General features: G+C 59.1%; 18 protein-coding genes. 5 read left to right on the forward strand and 13 right to left on the reverse strand.

The annotated features are described in order from the left end of the window. Positions 1-47: 47 nt before the first annotated feature. From K6T12_RS07890 to K6T12_RS07900, 3 genes are read left to right on the forward strand one after another with little or no spacing between them, the layout of a single operon-like run. A complete protein-coding gene (locus tag K6T12_RS07890; RefSeq protein ID WP_222221198.1) occupies positions 48-1,532 on the forward strand; it encodes a di-heme oxidoreductase family protein in 1,485 nt (494 codons plus the stop codon). After that, positions 1,532-2,626 carry an imelysin family protein gene (locus tag K6T12_RS07895; RefSeq protein ID WP_222221200.1) on the forward strand — a complete coding sequence of 365 codons (1,095 nt, stop codon included), beginning with the start codon at positions 1,532-1,534 and terminating at the stop codon, positions 2,624-2,626. The genes K6T12_RS07890 and K6T12_RS07895 overlap by 1 nt, the downstream gene beginning before the upstream one ends. Then, positions 2,613-3,719 carry a DUF1513 domain-containing protein gene (locus K6T12_RS07900; protein WP_222221202.1) on the forward strand — a complete coding sequence of 369 codons (1,107 nt, stop codon included), beginning with the start codon at positions 2,613-2,615 and terminating at the stop codon, positions 3,717-3,719. The genes K6T12_RS07895 and K6T12_RS07900 overlap by 14 nt, the downstream gene beginning before the upstream one ends. Positions 3,720-4,074: 355 nt before the next feature. Here the strand turns inward: K6T12_RS07900 and K6T12_RS07905 are convergent, their stop codons facing one another. Next, positions 4,075-4,851, reverse strand: coding sequence for an exodeoxyribonuclease III (locus tag K6T12_RS07905; RefSeq protein WP_222221204.1), 777 nt, complete (start codon positions 4,849-4,851; stop codon positions 4,075-4,077). Positions 4,852-5,082: 231 nt separating this feature from the next. Here K6T12_RS07905 and pyrE point away from each other — a divergent pair, with 231 nt between their 5' ends. Continuing rightward, positions 5,083-5,727, forward strand: a complete 645-nt coding sequence (gene pyrE / locus K6T12_RS07910; RefSeq protein WP_222221330.1) for an orotate phosphoribosyltransferase — start codon at positions 5,083-5,085, stop codon at positions 5,725-5,727. Positions 5,728-5,858: 131 nt separating this feature from the next. Then, positions 5,859-6,680: a hypothetical protein gene (locus K6T12_RS07915; RefSeq protein ID WP_222221206.1), complete on the forward strand. Its 822-nt coding sequence runs from the start codon at positions 5,859-5,861 to the stop codon at positions 6,678-6,680. Positions 6,681-6,751: 71 nt separating this feature from the next. On the opposite strand, the gene K6T12_RS07920 is transcribed toward K6T12_RS07915, so the two are convergent. The 12 genes from K6T12_RS07920 to K6T12_RS07975 form a co-directional block, all read right to left on the reverse strand. Beyond that, complete coding sequence (locus K6T12_RS07920; protein ID WP_222221207.1) at positions 6,752-7,405, reverse strand: type II secretion system protein; 654 nt, start codon at positions 7,403-7,405, stop codon at positions 6,752-6,754. A 157-nt stretch (positions 7,406-7,562) separates the two neighbouring features. Next, positions 7,563-8,186, reverse strand: coding sequence for a type II secretion system protein (locus tag K6T12_RS07925; protein ID WP_222221209.1), 624 nt, complete (start codon positions 8,184-8,186; stop codon positions 7,563-7,565). Positions 8,187-8,577: 391 nt separating this feature from the next. Then, a complete protein-coding gene (locus tag K6T12_RS07930; RefSeq protein ID WP_222221211.1) occupies positions 8,578-9,666 on the reverse strand; it encodes a sensor histidine kinase in 1,089 nt (362 codons plus the stop codon). After that, positions 9,647-10,276, reverse strand: a complete 630-nt coding sequence (locus K6T12_RS07935; protein ID WP_222221213.1) for a response regulator — start codon at positions 10,274-10,276, stop codon at positions 9,647-9,649. Before K6T12_RS07935 ends, K6T12_RS07930 begins: the two co-directional genes overlap by 20 nt. Further along, a complete protein-coding gene (locus tag K6T12_RS07940) occupies positions 10,251-11,015 on the reverse strand; it encodes a type II secretion system protein (RefSeq protein WP_222221215.1) in 765 nt (254 codons plus the stop codon). Before K6T12_RS07940 ends, K6T12_RS07935 begins: the two co-directional genes overlap by 26 nt. A gap of 12 nt (positions 11,016-11,027) precedes the next feature. Then, a complete protein-coding gene (locus K6T12_RS21740) occupies positions 11,028-12,554 on the reverse strand; it encodes a prepilin-type N-terminal cleavage/methylation domain-containing protein (protein ID WP_222221217.1) in 1,527 nt (508 codons plus the stop codon). A gap of 92 nt (positions 12,555-12,646) precedes the next feature. Then, complete coding sequence (locus tag K6T12_RS07950) at positions 12,647-13,585, reverse strand: hypothetical protein (RefSeq protein WP_222221219.1); 939 nt, start codon at positions 13,583-13,585, stop codon at positions 12,647-12,649. A gap of 13 nt (positions 13,586-13,598) precedes the next feature. Further along, positions 13,599-14,207, reverse strand: a complete 609-nt coding sequence (locus K6T12_RS07955) for a hypothetical protein (RefSeq protein WP_222221221.1) — start codon at positions 14,205-14,207, stop codon at positions 13,599-13,601. Beyond that, positions 14,200-14,832, reverse strand: coding sequence for a hypothetical protein (locus tag K6T12_RS07960; RefSeq protein WP_222221223.1), 633 nt, complete (start codon positions 14,830-14,832; stop codon positions 14,200-14,202). The genes K6T12_RS07955 and K6T12_RS07960 overlap by 8 nt, the downstream gene beginning before the upstream one ends. Beyond that, entirely contained in the window at positions 14,816-16,330 is a 1,515-nt protein-coding gene (locus K6T12_RS07965) for a hypothetical protein (protein WP_222221225.1), read from the reverse strand. The genes K6T12_RS07960 and K6T12_RS07965 overlap by 17 nt, the downstream gene beginning before the upstream one ends. A 995-nt stretch (positions 16,331-17,325) precedes the next feature. Then, entirely contained in the window at positions 17,326-18,525 is a 1,200-nt protein-coding gene (locus K6T12_RS07970; protein WP_222221227.1) for a type II secretion system F family protein, read from the reverse strand. Positions 18,526-18,532: 7 nt separating this feature from the next. Next, the gene (locus K6T12_RS07975) at positions 18,533-20,221 is read right to left on the reverse strand and encodes a GspE/PulE family protein (RefSeq protein WP_222221229.1); all 1,689 of its coding nucleotides are present in this window, start codon (positions 20,219-20,221) and stop codon (positions 18,533-18,535) included. Positions 20,222-20,223: the final 2 nt, after the last annotated feature.

Consider the following 20,223-nt stretch of genomic DNA (forward strand, 5'->3'; position numbering starts at 1 on the left):
TCTTCAGGAGGTGCCCGCCGGCCCGCATAACCCTACCGAGCACCACCATGAAAGATCCCCTATTGCAGCGGGTCGCTACGCCACTGCTCTGCGCCCTGCTACTCGGTTCAGCCCTACCCGTCCATGCCGGCCGGCCGGCGCCCACCAACGATTTCAGCAAGGCCGAAGCGGGCGAACGGGCCCAGGGGGGCGACACCACCCACGACAAGCGGCTCAACGCCGATGCCTTCTCGCACAGCAGCGCCAACCTGAGCTTCGAAAAACGGCTCGATTTCGCGCTCGGCAACGGCATGTTCAAGAAGATCTGGGTTTCCTCCCCGTCCAGTACCACCGCCAGCGATGGCCTGGGGCCGCTGTACAACGCCCGCTCCTGCCAGCGCTGCCACCTGAAGGATGGCCGCGGCCACCCGCCCGAGGGCAACTATCCGCAGGACACCGCGGTCTCGATGTTCCTGCGGCTCAGCATCCCGCCACAGAATGAAGCTCAGCGCAAAGCACTGGCCGAGGGGCGGCTCGGCGTGATCCCGGAACCCACCTACGGCGGCCAGCTGCAGGATTTCGCCATCCAGGGGCTGCCGGCCGAGGGCCGGATGCATATCGACTACCGCGAAATCCCGGTCCAGCTGTCCGATGGCGAGACCGCCTCGCTGCGCCAGCCGAGCTACCGCATCACCGATCTCGGCTTCGGTCCGTTGCACCCGCAGACCCTGCTGTCGCCCCGCGTGGCACCGCCGATGATCGGCCTCGGCCTGCTGGAGGCGATCGACGAGGCCGATATCCTGGCCCAGCAGGACCCTGAGGATCGCGACGGCGACGGCATCTCCGGTCGCGCCAACCAGGTCTGGCACCGGCAGCGCCAGGCGCTCGCGTTGGGCCGGTTCGGCTGGAAAGCGGGCAACCCGACCCTGAACCAGCAGAACACCAGCGCCTTCAACGGCGATATCGGCATCTCCAACCCGGACAGTCCGGCCCCATCCGGCGACTGCACAGTTAACCAGCCGCTCTGCCTGCAGGCGCCGAACGGCAACACCGAGCAGCACGACAACCAGGAGATCTCGCGCCAGATGACCGATCTGGTCCTGTTCTACAGCCGCAACCTGGCGCTGCCGCCGCGCCGCGACGTAGACGATCCGCAGGTGCTGGCCGGCAAGAAAGTGTTCTATGAGACCGGCTGTATCCGCTGCCATACGCCGAAATATGTCACCGGCGACAACCCGGCCCTGCCGGAGCAGGCCAACCAGCTGATCTGGCCCTACAGCGACCTGCTGCTGCACGATATGGGCGAGGGGCTGGCCGACCACCGGCCGGAGTTCCTGGCCAGCGGCCGCGAATGGCGCACCCCGCCGCTATGGGGCATCGGTCTGACCGAAACGGTTAACGACCACAGCTATTTCCTGCATGATGGCCGGGCGCGCAGCCTGCTGGAGGCGATCCTCTGGCACGGCGGCGAAGCCGAGCCGATGAAACAGGCGGTGATCGAGATGCCCCGCCAGCAACGCGCCAACCTGATCCGTTTTCTGGAGTCCCTTTGATGGCCAAGCCGATCCGAATTTCCATCGCCGGCCTGCTGGCCGGCAGCGCCCTGACAGGTGTGGCGTTCACCGCCCAGGCGGCACCGACCGAACAGCAATGGCAAGCGTTCAGCCAGGCGGTCGCCGCCGAGCACATCCTGCCGCGCTACCGCACGCTGGCCGAGAGCTCGGCCCAGCTGCAGCAGCAGAGCGAGGCGCTGTGTGGCGACAGCAGTGAGGCAACCCTGCACAGCACCCGCCAGGCCTTCCACCAGACCATGGACGCCTGGCAGGCGATCCAGCACGTGCAGTTCGGCCCGGTCGAGCTGCTGATGCGCAACTTCAGCCTGCAGTTCTGGCCCGACAAGAAGAACCTCGGCGGCAAGCAGCTGTCGGCGTTGCTGCAGAACGCCGATCCGGCCACGCTGGATGCCGAGCACTTCCGCGCCGCCAGCGTGGCGGTCAAAGGGCTGCCGGCGCTGGAACGGCTGCTGTTCGCCGACGACGCTCTGGCGCAGTACCAACAGCAGCCGTTCCGCTGCCAGTTGACCGCAGCGATCACCGGCCATGTCGCCACCATGAGCCGCGAGATCGACAGCGAATGGCAGCAGTACAGACAGGAGTTCGAACAGCTCAACGGCAGTGGCTACTACGAGGATGCCAACGAGGCGGCCACCGACCTGCTCAAGTCGCTGGTCGAGCCGATCGAGGTGGTGCGCGACAACAAGCTGCTGCGACCGATGGGCAGCTCGGCCAGCAAGCCGAAACCGCGCCGTGCCGAATCCTGGCGCAGCGGCCGCTCGCTGCGGAACATCCGCATCAACCTGCAGACCCAGCAGGCGCTGTTCAACAGCGGTGGCGAGCACAGTGTCAAGGCGCTGCTGACAGCGGAGGGCGAAGCGGCGCTGGCCCAGCAGATCGACGACGCCTTCACGCTGATCCTCGGCCAGCTGGAACAACTGCCCAGCCCGCTCAGCCGAACCCTGAAGGACGCGCAGCACTACCAGCAGCTGCAGCTGATCAGCGACGAACTGAAAGCGCTGCACTTCGCCCTCAGCCAGGCGATGCAGCCGCTCGAAATTCAACTGGGGTTCAACAGCCGTGACGGGGATTAATCGACGCCAGTTCCTGACGGCGCTCGGCGCCGGCCTGCTGCTGCCGGCAGTGCCGTCGCTGGCCGCTGCGCCGGCTTTGCGGTTCGCTTCCGCCGGCCAGGACGGCGACAACAACCACTGGCTGACGCTGTTCGACGACCAGGGCCAGCTGCTGCTCAAGCACCAACTGCCGGGCCGCGCCCACCATGTGGCCGCCCATCCGACCGAGCCCTGGCTGATGGCGGTGGCACGCCGGCCGGACCGTTTTATCGAGCTGGTCGACTATCAGAGCGGTGAACTGATCCAGCGGATCGAGGCCGGACCGCAGCGCCACTTTTACGGCCACGGGATCTTCTCCGCCGACGGCCGCTGGCTGGCAGCCACCGAGAATCACCTGCCCAGCGGTGAGGGCCGGCTGGTGATCCGCGACTGCCGGGACAATTTCCGCACCGTCGCCGACCACCCCAGCTACGGTATCGGCCCGCACGAGCTGGCCTACCTGCCGGACCAACGCACCCTGGTGGTCGCCAACGGCGGCATCCTGACCCACCCGGAGCAGGGCCGCAAGAAGCTCAACCTGGATAGCATGCAGCCGACCCTGGCCTATATCGACAGCGCCTCCGGCCGGTTGCTTGAGCAGGTCAGCATGCCGGCCGAACTACACCAGCTCAGCATCCGCCATCTCGACATCAACCGCCACGGTGAGGTGGCGATCGCCCTGCAGTACCAGGGCGGCAAGCAGGACCGGGTGCCGTTGGTCGCGCTGCACCGTCAGGGCCAGCCACTGCAGCTGCTCGAGGCGCCGGAACCGGTCCGGCTGGCGATGCGCCAGTATTGCGGCAGCGCCCGCTTCGACCGCAGCGGCGAGCTGTTCGCGATCTCCTCGCCACGCGGCGACCTGGTCACCCTGTGGCAGCGCGACGGCCGCTTTATCGACAGTTTTCGGGTACGCGACGGCTGCGGCCTGGCGGCCACCGACCGGGATGGTGAGTTCGTGATCAGCAGTGGCAACGGCCGCTGCTACCGCTACGACCTGGACAGCGGCCGCAAGCAGAAGCTGCCGACGCTGATGAGCAGCTCACTGGCCTGGGACAACCATATGGTGCATCTGTAATGATTTGAAGTCTCCTACGGGCACTCACCCTGTAGGAGGCGCTTCAGAGGGTTTCGCAAAATGTAGCGAGCGAAGGTGAGCCGATTTTTAACGCAGTATCACCGAGCGCAGTAGTTTTGCGACAGCCTCTTCAGCGGCGACCAAGGCTTGCCAAAACCTCCGGTCATCACATCAGAAGGACATAGGTGAACAGGCAGCCCAGCAGGTCGGCCTAATTTTTTGCCCACGTGAATCATGCCAGGATGCAAGTAATGGAGTTAATCGCCGGATTGCCGGACCACGCGGGCGCGCCCCCCACGAACGGGGTAGGACGCGCGCCCTCGCAGCGACAAGGTTCGTCAATATGTGAAGCCGATCAGATATCGATCGCGTAATCGATGGTCAGCGGCGCGTGCTCGGAGAAGCGCTGCTCGCGGTAGACCTGCACATCCTTGACCAGCGGTCGGATATTGGCAGTGGTCAGCTGGTAATCCAGCCGGGCGCCTTCGTTCAGCTTCCAGGCGCGATTGTAATCCGGCCACCAGGTGAACTGGCGCTCGGCCTTGTTGATCTCGCGGAACGCGTCCACGTAGCCCATCTCGCCCAGCACTTCATCCATCCAGGCGCGCTCGTCTTCCAGGAAGCCGGAGACCTTCTGGTTGACGTACCAGTTGCTCAGGTCGATCGGCCGGTGGGCGATCTGGTAGGTGCCGGCGAAGATGAAGTCGCGCCGCTTGCGCAGGGTCTTCTTCAGGTGGCCCATGAACTGCTGCATGTAGTCGCGCTTGACCGCCTGCGCCTCGTCGCTGGCCAGCCCGGACGGGATGGTCAGGGAGGCAACGCTGACCTTGTCGAAATCAGCCTGAATGAAACGGCCGTGGAAATCGCACAGCTCGAAGCCCATGCCGGTCATGATCGCCTTCGGCATCACCCGGCTGTAGATCGCCACGCCGCTGTAACCGTCTTCGAAGGCGTCGAAGAAGAAGCGGTGATAGCCTTCCGGCTGCAGCTTCAGGTTATCGTCCAGCTGATACTCCTTTGCGCGCAGATCCTGCAGGCAAACTACGTCGGCATCCTGCTGAACCATCCAGTCGAAGAACCCTCTCTCCGCCGCCTGTTCAATACCCTGGGTGTTGAAGGTAATGACACGCATATCAGACTTTTCTCACCTCAATCAGCGCGCAAATGGATATAAGTAAATTTACGGGAGGAATTGTATAGCGAACCCCGCTGGTTTGGAAATTGCTGCGCCCCGAAAGCGGCGAAATTCCTCGCCTGAGGGCCCTTTGACAGCCTATCGGAAGCAATTCCGGCCAACGGGGTAACTTTCCAGCCGTTAGCCGTTAGAATAGCGCGGTTGCCAACCCGAGAACCGGAGACCCTGATGCTCGACTACCAGAGAGACTTTATCGAATTCGCTATTGAACAACAGGTACTGCGGTTCGGCGAGTTCACCCTCAAGTCCGGCCGCAAGAGCCCGTACTTCTTCAATGCCGGCCTGTTCAACAGCGGCCGCGCACTGGCCAAGCTGGGCGAATTCTACGCCGCCGCCATCGACAATGCCGGCGTCGACTTCGACGTGCTGCTGGGCCCGGCCTACAAAGGGATCCCGCTGGCGGCAACCACCGCGGTAGCCATGAACAACCAGTATGACCGCGACGTGCCCTACGTGTTCAACCGCAAGGAAGCCAAGGACCACGGCGAAGGCGGCAATCTGGTCGGCGCGCCGCTGGAAGGCAAAGTGATGATCATCGACGACGTGATCACCGCCGGCACCGCGATCCGCGAGGTGATGACCCTGATCGAGCAGGCCAACGCCCAGCCGGCCGCCGTGGTGATCGCCCTGAACCGCCAGGAGAAAGGCAAGGGCGAACTGTCCGCCATCCAGGAGGTCGAGCGCGACTACAACATGCCGGTGATCAGCATCGTCAGCCTGAACGACCTGATCGCGTACCTGGAACAGAAAGGCGGCATGGAATCCGAACTGGCCGCAATCAAGGCGTACCGGGAAGAGTACGGAGTGGCTTGATTTTCTCCTTGCGGTAAAAGAAGGCGCCCATTGGCGCCTTCTTTTTCATTACCCGTTCGGCAATGATCCCCGCCCAGGATGCGGATAAAATAGCTTCATCTCCTATTTGGTTGAGTACCCAGGGAACCGGCATGAACCAACCAGCACACCTAAGTACGGCACAGAACGATAGCCTTGCCGTGCCCTTGCAACGCTGGATAAGGCTGATCTGTATAAGCAGCCTGAGCCTGCAAGCACTGTTTGTGCTGGGCGACTACCTGTTCAATTACCGTGATATCGCCAACAGCGACAATGTCCGCCAGCTATGGAACATCGCCCGGGAAGAGTCGTTGCCCACCTGGTTTTCCTCAATGCAGGCACAAGCGGTCGGCCTGACCGCCTGGCTGATTGCGTTTGTTCAAACAAACCGGATCTCTCGCCTGCAAAGATGGGGCTGGCTGGGCGTCGGGCTGCTGTTCCTGTGGATCGGCATCGACGACTATGCCTCGGTGCACGAAAAACTCGGTAATGTGCTGGAACGGATGGCGACGGCAGGAGAGTCACCTGTCGGCGGATTAACCGGTCTATTGCTGGAGAACCCCTCCTACTCCTGGTTTACCTTTATCGCACCCACTTTCGCGGTCTGCGCCCTGGTAGCCCTGGTGTTCCTGTGGTGTGCATTCAGGCCACTGGGGCTTACACGTTACCTGGTGGACGGTTTCGGCATACTGGCGCTGTCGCAAGGACTCGACTTTATCGAGGGGTTGGACGCCATGGAACGGGCCTACGACGATCTGCAGCAGCATTTCGCCATTGAGCGTCGCTATGCGGTCAGCCATTCGTTCCGGGTATTCGAAGAAGTATTGGAGATGTTAGGCACCCTGATGATCTGGCTTGGCCTGTTGTGCTACCTGGCGATTCAATGTGATGGCCGCCGGTTGATACTGGTGAATGCTAAAGAACCGTCTAGTTAAATTCAAGGATGACGAATAGCACCCAATTTATATAAAATTCCAAAAATTCTATAGCTTATAAAAACAAACACTTAAAATTTAAAGCAGAGTGCTCTATTAAGCCCATAGGCGTCGACGATCTCTTTAATATGAATCTCGGTCGCCACCACTTCGCCGGTATTGGCCACGCCATCGTCGTAGGCGATATCGATCTTGTTACCGACATCCTGATCGATACCGTCGAAACAAAGCACCGGAATACCCAGCTCCTTCAACCGCCCTTTTTTATCACGCTCGGTATTGTATTCAAAACCGATCACCCCGCCGAACGGATTGACCGGGCGCGGTGTTTCGCCACCAAACGGGTTATGGCTATCGGACAGATCGGCAAAGTTGGACAGCAGTCCAGACGCTCGCAGGTGTAACCAGAGCAGGACCGATTCATTACCGTTCTCCTTGCCCCTCCAATGGCCGGTCACCTCACCGTCGCCATTACCGTTGTACTTGCTGGGCACACCATCGAAACGGTCGGCACCGGGGTCATCGCCCGGATAGTAGCGGTACATATCCTGGTAAAAATAAAATGCCGCCTTGAACTCGTCGTGAAAGCGCTTGACCTGCTTGATCTTGACACTTTCGATCAGCTCGTAGCCCTTGATCGAACCGCCCAATAACAGGCCGATAATCACCAGAACGATTGCTATCTCGACCAGCGTAAACCCCTGCTCGCTTTTTTTGATATGCATCCTGACAGCTCTTCAATACAAGATTGACGAACCGTCATTTGACTATAGTCGTAGCTGGATTGGAAAGAGTATATTTTCTTTACTGGCCAGTACTTACAAAAATCAGCAAAAAAATAAAAACCCGGCTTAGGCCGGGTTTTTTATCACTTCTACAAGATTAAATCTGGAAACAGAGCTGGTTTTTGTAGTTACCAGTATAGTCTGATTTATCTGTGAGCGCGCCATTATCACCACCAATTCCTCGAACCGCGCCTGTCTTTGCATCACCATCATCATAGGAAGCGTCAAGAATTACTGCGGTTTCAGCCTCAATACCACTGAAGCAGAAAACATGGCTATTCGTCAGACTAACCAGACCATAACCGATACCGACCTTGCCCCCCATTGCGTTGGTAGGCAGGTTTGCGCCAGAACCAGAAATCAACCCAGCGGCACGAATATGCTCCCAGAACAAGCCTGATTCATTAGCGTCAGAGGCAGCTAAATCCGTGTCCCAAGCTCCAGTATCAATAAATCCATTACCAGCTTTGTTAGCTGCCGGTTTTGTACCACCCACGTGGGTATCTGCGGCGGCATCATCCCCTGCCAATGTACGGTAACGATCCTGATAGCTGTAGAACGCCGCCACATACTGATCGAAGTCACGCTTGATGTTCTTGATCTTAGCGTTCTGGATCATCTCCTGGCCTTTCAGAGCACCGCCCAGCAGCAGGCCGATAATAACCAGGACTATGGCAATCTCCACCAGCGTAAAGCCACGCTGCAGCTGTTTCTTCATCATCCACTTCTCCATCAAACAGTTCGGCGTCTAGGCCCGATTCATTGAATTTGGTATTACGGTAACCGCTAACGACGGTAGCGGCCAAGAGTATATTTCTTTTACAACAGGATACCCGTAGAGCACCCGTCGTTACTGATCTTGCGCAACTGTTGGCGCAAAATTATGCAGTAGACGAACCGCGAAACACAGCATCCGGCCAACCGATTTTCGGCAGCTTCTCAGCAGTTAACACTGTGCTTTTCTATCAAGCTGTCTGCGGCCAGCCAGCAAAGCCCTTACTTTCAACAGGTTATAGATAGACTAGGAGCGGACTCCCGGTAGCCGACAATGGCAAATACATCCACACCCTGACGAGGCGTCAAATTTTAACCGCTGTATGGGAGAGACTGTATTACGAACTTTTTACCGTATCCGGCAACCGCAGTTCGAAGCAGAGTTGATCATCCACGCAGTTGGCACTGAGGGTTCCACCATAGCGTTTCAACAGGGTGCGACAATGATACAGACCGATTCCGCTGCCCGGCTGCTCACTACTGCTGACAAAGGGCTCGAAGAGCCTTGGTAGTGTATCGTCACAACCGCCGGCGCAGTGCTGAAAAAAACGGGCTACTGAATAATTCGGTTCCTGCGTGAGCTCAACCGAAATAACACTTCCCTGGCCATGCTTGACGCTGTTGCTGAGCAGGTTATCGAGCAGGGTATCGACCACCGGGCGCGGCAACGCCAACTGCAGACTGCCACTTAAACTCAGTTCCACGCCGAATGCCTGGGCCCGATCACGACAGCATTCGGCCAGCTCAAGCGTTTCTTCTGTTGAGCCTTCGTCAGGTTCCACAGGTTCCTGCAATCGGAGCAGCACCTTGTCCGCCTGGCGAGCCGCCAGGGCTGAAGATTTCTGCAGCCGTTGTAACAATGGATCGTCGGGCCGTACCTCGACGGACTGCTGTAGCATCTCGCCCTGCAATTGAATGAACTGGGCCAGGTTCTTGATATCGTGACGCAGGAACAACTGCTGCTGCGACGCCTGTAATTGGGCATTCAGCTGGGACTGCTGCTTCAGCAGCATATTCATCCGGATCAGTGCCCGAACGGTACGCAGGGTAACCTCGTTGAAGATCCAAACCTCGCCAGAAGCCCGCCGCGGCCAGTGCAATTCCAGCTCCAGCTCGATATCGTCGCTCTGTTCCTTGATAGAACGGACATTGCGGGATTTACGGCCGGTTCCGCCGACTATCGGCTGGCCATACCAGTGGATACGGTAAAACAGCCCCCTGCAGCCGGCCGCATTGAGCAGCGGGTACAGCTGCTGGATGAACAGGATCAGATCCTGCTCCACCTGCCGATCCAGGTGATAAATGCGGTCCAGCAGTACCAGCGCCCGCAGGCCGCGTCGGTTAAGCATCCAGACCGCAACAAACAGCAGGCTGCCGGACAGCACCAGGCTGGCCGCCAGCAACCACTCAATCTCGGGAAAGGCCATATTTCTTCAGCAAGTAGTAGACGTTTTCCCGCTTGATACCGAGCCGGCGGGCTATCTCATGAACATTGAAATCGGTTTCCCGCACCACCGCGCGCAGCAGCTTCTCTTCGGCCTGGTTGCGGATATCCTTCATCCCCTTCTCTACCGGCGCATCCAGTACCAGTCGGCGAGTGCCCAGTTCCCACTGCAGGCGGGCTTCGGACTGCAGAAACATAAAGGCCCGCTCAACCGACTGCAGCAACAGTTCGCGACCGACCGGCTTGGCAACGAAGTCAAAAGCGCCCGCCCTGACTGCACGGTAGGCATTGCCCTCCTGATTCTGCCCGGTTAGTACGATCACCTTCAGCAGTGGATACTCTTCGGTCAGCTGCTCCAGCAGCGCCAAGCCTACTTCCGGGCTGTCGGGCAGCGGCGGCAGGCCAAGGTCCAACATCAACACCGGCGCGCTGTCGCCCTGTTGCCAGGCCTGCTGCAGTTCCTGGGGGTTGGCGTAGAGGCTCACCTCCAGCTCCTGCTCCTCCAGTACCCAGCCCCACATCTCGCGCAGCGCCGGATCGTCCTCCAGCACCGCCACGGCACGGCGGTTAGTTTGAAAGGTCCCAGCCTGCATCCAGCGCCTGCCCCTTGACCGCATTGGCATCGATCCAGATCAGCTGATCATCGAAAGTCTCGGTCGGTGTATCCATCACAAAAACCGCATCTCCGTCGCAGTTTTCCTTCTCGTCATTGCTGGCGGCGCTGTTGCAGTTACTCTCGGTAATTGCGCTGTTCTTACCGTAGCTGCCGATCACCGCCAGGATATGCCGGCCAGCCAGATTTCCATCGCGATCATTTACCTGCAGACTGAAGTTATTGCCGTCACTACTAACCGGTGGCGTGGTACGATTAAAGGCCAACACATTGGTGGATTCGAAAAAGCAGGACTTCTGCCCGCCATCGGTGCAGGCAGTGGTATCCACATCGGTATCTATTGCATAGAAAGCCACCCGATCCCAAGGGGTCAGTCGCTCCAACCCCAGGTCGCTGTATGGCAGGCCTCCGTTATCCGCTTCACACTCGCCTCCGTTGGTATCACCACGATCTTCCATACCATCGTCATCGGTATCCGGGCAGAGCAGAAAGCCATTGACGGCGGCATAGTTCAGCAAAGCGGTACGCGCCTCCTGCAGGTAAGTCTGCGTAGCCTTGGTTTTTCCCGAATCGACAAAGCCACTTAAACCGACCAGGGTAGTGGCCATCAGCGCCGAGATAATCACCAGTACGATCGCCAGCTCGACCAAAGTGAAACCGCGCGATCGGTATGCTCTGTGGTACAGCTTTGCTTTATCGATAAGGTTGGAATCAGCCATAATTCACGTCCATTACTCGATACGCTCTATGTTAGAGAACGTGATCACTTTATCGCCGTTCTCATTGTAGATTTCACCCGAGGTGCTCTCGCCGAAGACATATTCACCATCAATTGGACTTACGACCTCTCCATTCACCTTTACGGAAAAGTCCCCCAAGTCATTATCGGTAAACTCTATGGTATCGGTGCCACCTCCACCGTCGATGGTGTCCAAGTCGCCACTATCACCTGACTGATGGTAGAAATAATCGCTGCCCTCTCCACCATACATCTTATCTGAGCCCGCATCTCCCCAGAGTTCGTCGTTATCGGCGCCACCATAGATCAGATCATCACCGTTACCACCAAACAGATCGTCGTTATCCTCACCGCCATAGAGTGTATCGTTGCCGTCGTCTCCCTTGAGGGTATCTTTGCCTTTGCCGCCGTAAAGCGTGTCATCGTCCGCACCACCACTAAGGGTATCCTTGGCATTTCCGCCCACAATCAGGTCATTGCCGGCACCACCTGATACAACATCCTTCCCCTCGCCGGAGTAGACTTTGTCATCGCCGGCCCCGGCATCGATATTGTCCTTACCGGTCCCGGATACGATCGTGTCGTCTCCATCGGTGCCATCACCATCGGATATACAGCCAGAGATACCATCGCAACTGTCGGGAACATTGCCCGGATCATTGGCATCCGGATCTGAACTTTCATCATGACCACTACCGGCACTGCCACCATCACCGCCCTGGCCGCCATCCCCCGAATCACCTCCGTCGCCACTAGTATCAAGCCATAGCAGCTTCACCTCGCCGGCATCCAGCCAGACCAGTTGATCATCGAATCCGCTATCGGTATCTGTTGGCCGTTGTTGGGTATGCAACACGAAGGTTCGATCGTCATTGCAGTTTTCGTTTTCATCCTCATTACTGATGGCTGCACAGTCGGCACGGGTGATCGCCGCATTCTTGCCATAGCTACCAATAACAACCACCAGTCCGACAGCAATATTGTCAGTTTCTCCAGCCCCAGCATCCGCCGTACTTCTCACTTGGAGGTTGTCTGCGTCTGGTACATCAGTAACGGGTTCGGTGGACAGATCGAAAGCCGGTGCATTGGTATCTTCGAAATAGCAGACCTCTGACTCTTCCGGATTGTCGCCACACTGGAAATCGTCAGCATTGTCACTGACCGCATAAAAGGCGACATCATCCCAGGGAGTCAGCCGCTCCAGGCCCAGGTTGATGTACGGCAAGTCCCCATAAGCACTAGCGCAGACGGCGCTGCCGCCACGATCCTCCACCCCATCACCGTCAATGTCCGGGCAAGGCAAATAGCTGTTTACTGCAATATGATTTTCAAGTGCTTTTCGAGCCTGCTCAAGATAACGACCAGTCGCTTTGCTGCGCAGAGTATCGGAGAATCCACTGAAACCAACCACTGCGGATGCGGTAAGAACTGAGAGCACCACCAGTACAATCGCTACCTCGACCAGCGTGAAGCCAAATTGCTGCGACCTGTGTGCCTTACTAGAAAATACGTTCTGCACGGTGGCTGTCTCTTATCTGATTAATACTCGGTAAGAAAGCAGACCTGAATCGACTCCGCAATATTTGGGCAAGGTTCCTGTAGAAGCACACATTACCAGCCATTGTGCTTTCCGTTATTACCCTTACCGTTTTTCTTACCGCTCTTCTCGCTGGATTCACTCTTCTCGCTATCGTCTGGGTCTGGGTCTGGGTCACTCCCCCCGTTGCAGCGGCCCGATATCACAGAGTCATCAGCCCATTGGTTACGTGAAAACCAATGATCGGTGTCGGCAAGCCCCCCATCGCAGCCGCCATTATCGCTAATATCTTGAACAAGCCGCTTGCGCATCAACGCCAACCACTCTGCCTTGGTGATTCCCACCACCAAATCGTTTATATCGTTGCCGGCCTGAACCGAGAAAAAATCACCGTCACCATCGGCATTGCCACCATCAAGGAAATCAGTCACATCGTTGGAAGTACCGCGGTCCTGCCCGCCTTGAGCCATTCCGGCATAAAACAGCAGGGCAACATAATCGCTCTTCCCATTCAGAGTGATTCGACTGGATGGTGCATCATGATTTAATGGCTCACATCGATCGATAGGGTCTTTATTTGACATGGGCGCATCACAACGGCTGTCGCCCCCTTGATAGGAGTAGTTGCTATCCAACGCATACCAGACCAGTTGTCTATCTAGCCCCTCTGGTAAAAAGTTTACGCCGCGGCTCCCTATTTTTTCAGGTAACCGGCCGATAGCGACCTCATCGGAGCATGAGCCATCAGTCCAGCGATTATTGTCCTGGTCTGGACAAGGAAAGTAGCCTGGACCTGGCGTTGGAGTCGTGTCGCCGTAAACTTCCGGATGGGTCGCCGCATAAGTGAGCAATCGGTCGCGCGCATTACGCAGCTGCTTCAGAATATCCTTGTTGCGGCCCGCTTCGCTCTGGATCGCCGTTTCATTGACGGTCGATACAAAATAGCCAGCCCCGCCGGCCATCATCAGCGCCAGGATGACCAGCAGAACATATCCCTGTTGTTTGCTTCTCATCATCGCCTCCTGTTCAAGGTTTCAGGCTAATCGACGCCTGGGTTTCGCGAATGTCACGCAGTAACTTGCCAGCTGATTTATTGCTTGCCTCACCACCGGACGGAGCTTCTTCTGGAGCCACTGACTCACTCTGAGACTCTGCCAACGGTGACAGCAGAGCCGGCTCCGGTTTAGAGGGCTTGTACTCATGGCCTTCGATTACCGTCATGCTGGCCCGGTCCAATACCTGATTGGGCCTGAGGGTAAACCAGCGCCCGTCGGCCAGCAGCTGCAGGGAGCCTTTGTCCGCTCGAATCGCAGTCAGCGCCAGCTCTTCCCACGCCAGCTGCCATTGACCGGCGGTTTTCGCGACGCCGTTCAGCCAGATAACCTGATCACCATTACTGCGAATTGCCGCACCGTTAAATTGGATATCCGGTTTTGAGCCAATCACCTCGTTGATAATCACCGCTGGCGAGACCTCACGGACCTCTCCTTGCTGACGCTGACGATCGATCTCGACCCGCTGAGCCGGGGTGGTAAACAACCGTCCCAGAGTCGGCCCCTCGGCCACGACGGGAAATACCTGCAGCAATAGCGGCAGGCACAAAATCAGAGGCAACCGCTTAGCTAACTCAGCCATGATCACGTTGCCTCGGTAAAGCTTCCAGCACCTGTAGTTTGCAGTACGCTTTCAGGTTGCCTTCATCCCTTAGTTCGACCGTTGGCTGGTCACCCAGCAAGCTTTGTAGTTTGCAGTAATCCAGAATCGCCATTGGACTGATATAACGGTCGATCATATTCAGCATATTGAACAGGTCTCCCTCATGTTGCAGCTGGAAATCCAGCTTCAGCTCAAAGGCATTGTATATTTTTTGATCTACATCAAAATGGCGAGCCTGTTCTTTTTCCAAGGCACGTCTGCCACTGAAATCGAATTCCAGGTTTTTAAGCTCCAGCCGTTGGCCCAGGTTTATCAAGCGATCCGACCACTGCAGTCGATCAGTTTCTCCCAACAGCTGCTTCGAGCGGTAAGCGTTGAAGCGGGCCAGGTATTCATCGGCAATATCCACCTGGCGCTGGGAGATTTTCAGTCGCTGCTGTGCACTGCTCAGCCTGCGTTGTTGCATCTGGTACTGACGCTCCACCTGTTCATCCACCCATCCGGACAATAGATAACCACCAGCCAGAAACAGAACGGCCAGCAGCAGACACACGCCCGGCAGCAGTAAAGGTTGATGGCGGAACCTCTCAGCCAGCTTTCGCATAACCGCCCCCCATCTTGATGCGCACGTCAAACTCGTAGGCTTCTTTTACCAGCTCCTTGCTATCGAACTTGATGCTATCGGTTGCCGATCTATCGATCGGCAACTTGCCACGTTCGATCTCATGGACCATAGGACTTTGTTTCAACTCGACCAGAAAGCGATCCACCATCGACGATAACTCGCTCAGCTTCTGATCCGCAGGCTTAAGCTGCAGAGTCAAGCGGACTTTCTGCCGCGAGGGATCTCCGAACTCGGCCAGCTTCCAGCGCAACTCCAGCAACGTCAGAGCGGGATAACGCGCCAGCACCCGGCCAATTTCTACAAACGCCTCCCGCATCCCCGGTTGTTGCTTCATCGCCAGCAGTTTGTCGACGAACTCAGTGCTGTCCTGAATATCCTCGGCCCGCGCCGGCAAGTTGATCTGAGCTTCGTAGCGGCGGGCCTGGGCCAGGTACTGGTGCTCGGCCCGCGCCATCTCGCCGGTCAATGTCCAGCGGCTGTACGCGTGGGTTGCCAGACTGGCCAACTGCAGCAGACCGGCTAGAGTCAACAGACCGGTCAGCGTCCAGAGCAGGGCCACGGCACCGCGTTTTTTAACGTTCTGCGCCAGGCAGGCCGGCTTGAAGTGGGTCTTCGGCGCGTGTCTGGCGAGGCCATCGACGATCAATGCCAGTGCCGGGTTGTGTTGGCTCAGTTCCTGTTCGCCCTTCAGCAGGCCATCGGCGGCGGTGAACCGGCTGGCCGCCGCCGCTTCCCGGTCGTTGCTCAGGAACGGCCGTAACCGCAGCGCGGCGTCTTCGTCGGCGGCGATCAGCTGGTAGCTGAACTGCTGGCCATAGGGCACCAGCCGCTGCACCATGATGAAGCGCTCGAAACTGCGTTGTTCGGCCTGCAGCGCTTCCAGATCGTCACTGGCCAGCAGTACCTGTCGGCTGAGCCGGACATAGCCATCCAGGATCAGCAGCTGCTGGTAGTGGCCCGGCCCGCTGCAGGCAAGCAAGATCTCCGCATCGCCCGCCTTTTTGCGCGGCGCCTTGCCGCGGCCATAGCGGAACGCCGCCAGCAGCTCGGCCTGCGAGTAAACCCCTTTCAGGTTGATACCCAGTGCCGTCAGATGGTCGAGCAGTGGAGCGAGCTCGCCGCTGTCGGCAATGCTGACCACCTGGGCGATCAGCTCCCGCTTGCCTTCGGCGTTGGTGGCCCGACCGCTCCAGCGGGAATAGACCTGCGAGTTGTTGCCCAGCCGGCGGCGCAGCACCCGTTCGAACAGCTTGTCCTGCTCCCAGGGCATCACCTTGGCGACTCGCTGCTCGAAGCGCTCCTCTTCGATCAGGTTCAGCACCAGATAGGTGGCGGTATCCGCCGGCAAGCCGTCGAACAGCTGTGCCAGTTCGCCATCCGCCAGCGGATAGTCCAGCGTCTGCGCACGCAGCACCGTGCCCTTGTCGATCACGACAACGTCGAGCTGGTGGTTGGACAGGACGAGGATCAGTTTCAACGGCCGACTCTTTCTCTTTTGTTTTTCATTAACCTAATCCCTGTAGCAGCGGGCTCCGACCGCGACAGGCTGGCACAATGCCAAGATGTCGCCCTCGGAGCGGGCTGCTACAAGCACAAGCCCCGAGCAGCGGGCTCCGACCGCGACAGGCTGGCATAGCTCCCAGGTGTCGCCCTCGGAGCGGGCTGCTACAAGTACAAGTCCCGTAGCAGCGGGCTCCGACCGCGACCGGCTGGCATAACGCCCAAGTCGCCCTCGGAGCGGGCTGCTACAAGCACAAGCCCCGAGCAGCGGGCTCCGACCGCGACAGGCTGGCATAACGCCCAGATATCGCCCTCGGAGCGGGCTGCTACAAGTACAAGCCCCGAGCAGCGGGCTCCGACCGCGACGGGATGGCATAACGCCAAGATGTCGCCCTCGGAGCGGGCTGCCACAAGTACAAGTCCCGTAGCAGCGGGCTCCGACCGCGACAGGCTGGCATAGCTCCCAGGTGTCGCCCTCGGAGCGGGCTGCTACAACCACAAGCCCCGTAGCAGCGGGCTCCGACCGCGACAGGCTGGCACAATGCCAAGATGTCGCCCTCAGAGCGGGCTGCTACAAGCACAAGCCCCGAGCAGCGGGTTCCGACCGCGACAGGCTGGCATAACGCCCAGATATCGCCCTCGGAGCGGGCTGCTACAAGCACAAGCCCCGAGCAGCGGGTTCCGACCGACCGGCGGGCACAATGCCAAGATATCGCCCTCGGAGCGGGCTGCTACAAGCACAAGTCCCGAGCAGCGGGTTCCGACCGCGACCGGCGGGCACAACGCCAAGATATCGCCCTCGGAGCGGGCTGCTACAAGCACAAGCCCCGAGCAGCGGGCTCTGACCGCGACGGGATGGCACAACGCCAAGATGTCGCCCTCGGAGCGGGCTGCCACAAGTACAAGTCCCGTAGCAGCGGGCTCCGACCGCGACCGGCTGCTACAGCTGGACCACCGATCCGCGACCGCCCGCTAAATCTTGGTGATAATGTCGTAGATCGGGCCCAGTACCGCCATCATCACCCAGCCGATGATGATCGCCATCGCCAGGGTCAGCAACGGCTCGATCGCCGGCTCGATCCGGTCGATCGCCTCCTTGGCTTCGCGGTCATAGAAGTAGCTGATATTCAGCATCGCTTCGTCCATCTTGCCGGAGTTCTCACCGACCTTGACCATCTTGACCACCAGCGACGGAAACTCGTTGGTCAGCTGGAAGCTCTCATGCACCGAGCGGCCCTCGTTGAGGAACAGGCTGACCCGGTCCATCGCCCGCTCCAATACCGAGTTGTCCAGCACGTTGCGGACCATCTTCAGGGTGTCCGGCAACGAGATGCCGGAGGCGTACATCACCGCTATGGTGTTGGCCATGCGGGCCAGCTTGATCTTGCGGATGATCGGCCCGAACAACGGAACTCTGAGCTTGAACCGGTCCCAAACCATCTGGAACGCCTCCGAGCGGCCAAGCATGAACTTGAGACCGAAATAGAGCGCCATCGGCACCAGGAACAGGGTGTACCAGTAGTCGACCATGTAGTTGGAAGTGGCGATCAGCGCCTTGGTCATACCGCCGATCTCACCGCCCATATCCTGTACGAAGGTCACGATCTCCGGCACCACGAAGGTCATCATGAAGATGAACACGCCGCTGATCATCAGCAGCAGGATGCTGGGATAGACCATGATCTTCTTGGCCTTGGCCTGCAACTCGTCCTGCCACTTCTTCATATCGGCCAGCTGGGCCAGGGTATGCTCCAGGTTGCCGCTCTCCTCGCCGACCCGCACCAGATGCACGTAGACCTGGTCGAACACCCGCGGGTGCGCCTCCAGCGCCTGGGAGAAGCTGCGGCCGCCCTCCATCTGCTCGTGGATATCGCTGACGATCTCCTGCAGGTGCGGGTTCTCGGTCGACTCGGCCAGGTCGTTCAGTACATCCATCAGCGACAGGCCTGAGCTGAGCAGCTGCTGCAGCTGCAGGGTCAGCGACACCAGCTCCTTCAGCGGCACCCGCTTACGGCCCAGCCCCAGACTGAGCTGGCGCTCCTCGCGCAGGTCGATGATATCGATATCGGAGCGCGCCAGGCGCAGTTCCAACTCGGTCTCCGAGGTGGCGCGGGCACTGCCGCGGATCCGTTCGCCGTTACGGCTGATACCGGTGTACTTATAGCTCTTCACGGCGCGCTCACATCAACCGGTCGGTCAGGTCGACCACCCGGCCCAGTTCGTCCAGCGAGGTCTCGCCGCGCAGCACCCGGCGAATCCCGGCGTCGGCCAGCGAGAAGAATCCCTTGCGGTTGGCGACATCCTGCAGCTCCTTGTAGGAGGCCTGCTGAATCAGCATATCGTCCATCTCGCTGTCGAAACGCACCGTCTCCATGATCGCCACCCGGCCACGGTAGCCGGTCAGGTTGCAGTAGTCGCAACCGTCCGGCTCGTAGAGGTCGAGCGGTTCGCTATCACCGACGCCGAGCAGCTGACGCTCGAACGGCTCGGCCGGGTGCGGTTTCTTACAGTGCTCGCACAACCGGCGCACCAGACGCTGGGCGACGATACCGGCGATATTGGTGCTGAGGATGGTCGGCTTGATGCCGATATCCAGCAGCCGCGGGATCGCCCCCATCGCCGAGTTGGCATGCAGGGTGGCGAACACCTTATGGCCGGTCATCGCCGCCCGCACCGCCATCTCGGCGGTCTCCTGGTCACGGATCTCGCCGAGCAGGATGATGTCCGGGTCCTGTCGCATCAGCGAGCGGATACCGGCGGCGAAGTCCATACCGGCGGCCTCGTTGATACTGGTCTGGCGGATCATGGTCATCGGGTACTCGACCGGGTCCTCCAGGGTCATGATATTCACGTCCACCTTGTTCAGCTCGTTGAGGATCGAGTACAGGGTGGTGGTCTTACCGGAGCCGGTCGGCCCGGTGACAATGGTGATGCCGGTCGGCCGGGAGATCATCAGCCGTACCTGGTCGTGCGATTCCGGGTCCAGGTCCAGTTTGTCCAGCGGCACGATCCCCTTCTCACGGTCGAGAATACGCAATACGAAGTTCTCGCCGTGGCTGGTCGGCTGCGATGAGGCACGGAAATCGATCTTGCGGCCCGACACCGTCAGGCCGATGCGGCCGTCCTGCGGCAGCCGCGACTCGGCGATATCCATATGGGAGATCACCTTCAGGCGCACCAGCATCGCCGACCAGAATCCCTTCTGCAGCAACCGCACCTGGCGCAATACGCCGTCGATCCGGTAACGGATGCGAACGAAGAACTCCTCCGGTTCGAAATGGATATCGGAGGCGCCCCGCTTGACCGCATCGGTCAGCAAACTGTCCACCAAGCGCACCATCGGTTGGGCGTACTCGTCCAGGCCGGTGGTGTCGAGGTTGATCTCGCCGGACTCCAGCTCCTTGAGGATCCCTTCGATCGACAGCTCGTAGCCGTAGTACTGGTCGATCGCATCGCCGATATCGCGCTCGTTGGCCAGCACCGGCACCACGCTGATACCGGCACCGATCTGGCGGCGCAGTCGGTCCACCAGCATGATGTCGTCCGGATTGACGGCGGCAACGCGGATCCGCTTCAGCTCTTTGTCGTAGTCGATCGGCAGCACTTTGTAGCTGCGCGCGAAACGCTCGTCCAGCAACGCCAGCGCTTCGGCGTCGGGCACGATGCTGGTCAGGTCCAGCGAGCTGACGCCGACCGATTCACTGACACTCTCCTGCAGCTGCTCGGGGGTCAGGAAGCCGAGCGAGAACAACACCTCGCCGAGCCGCTTGCCGCTGCGACGCTGCTCGTAGAGCGCAATCTCCAACTGGTCCTGGTTGATAATCCCTTTTTCGAGTAGCTGGTCACCCAGTCGTTTCGGCTGTGCCATGA

This window comes from Marinobacterium arenosum (assembly GCF_019795155.1).
Classification (GTDB): Bacteria; Pseudomonadota; Gammaproteobacteria; order Pseudomonadales; family Balneatricaceae; genus Marinobacterium_C; species Marinobacterium_C arenosum.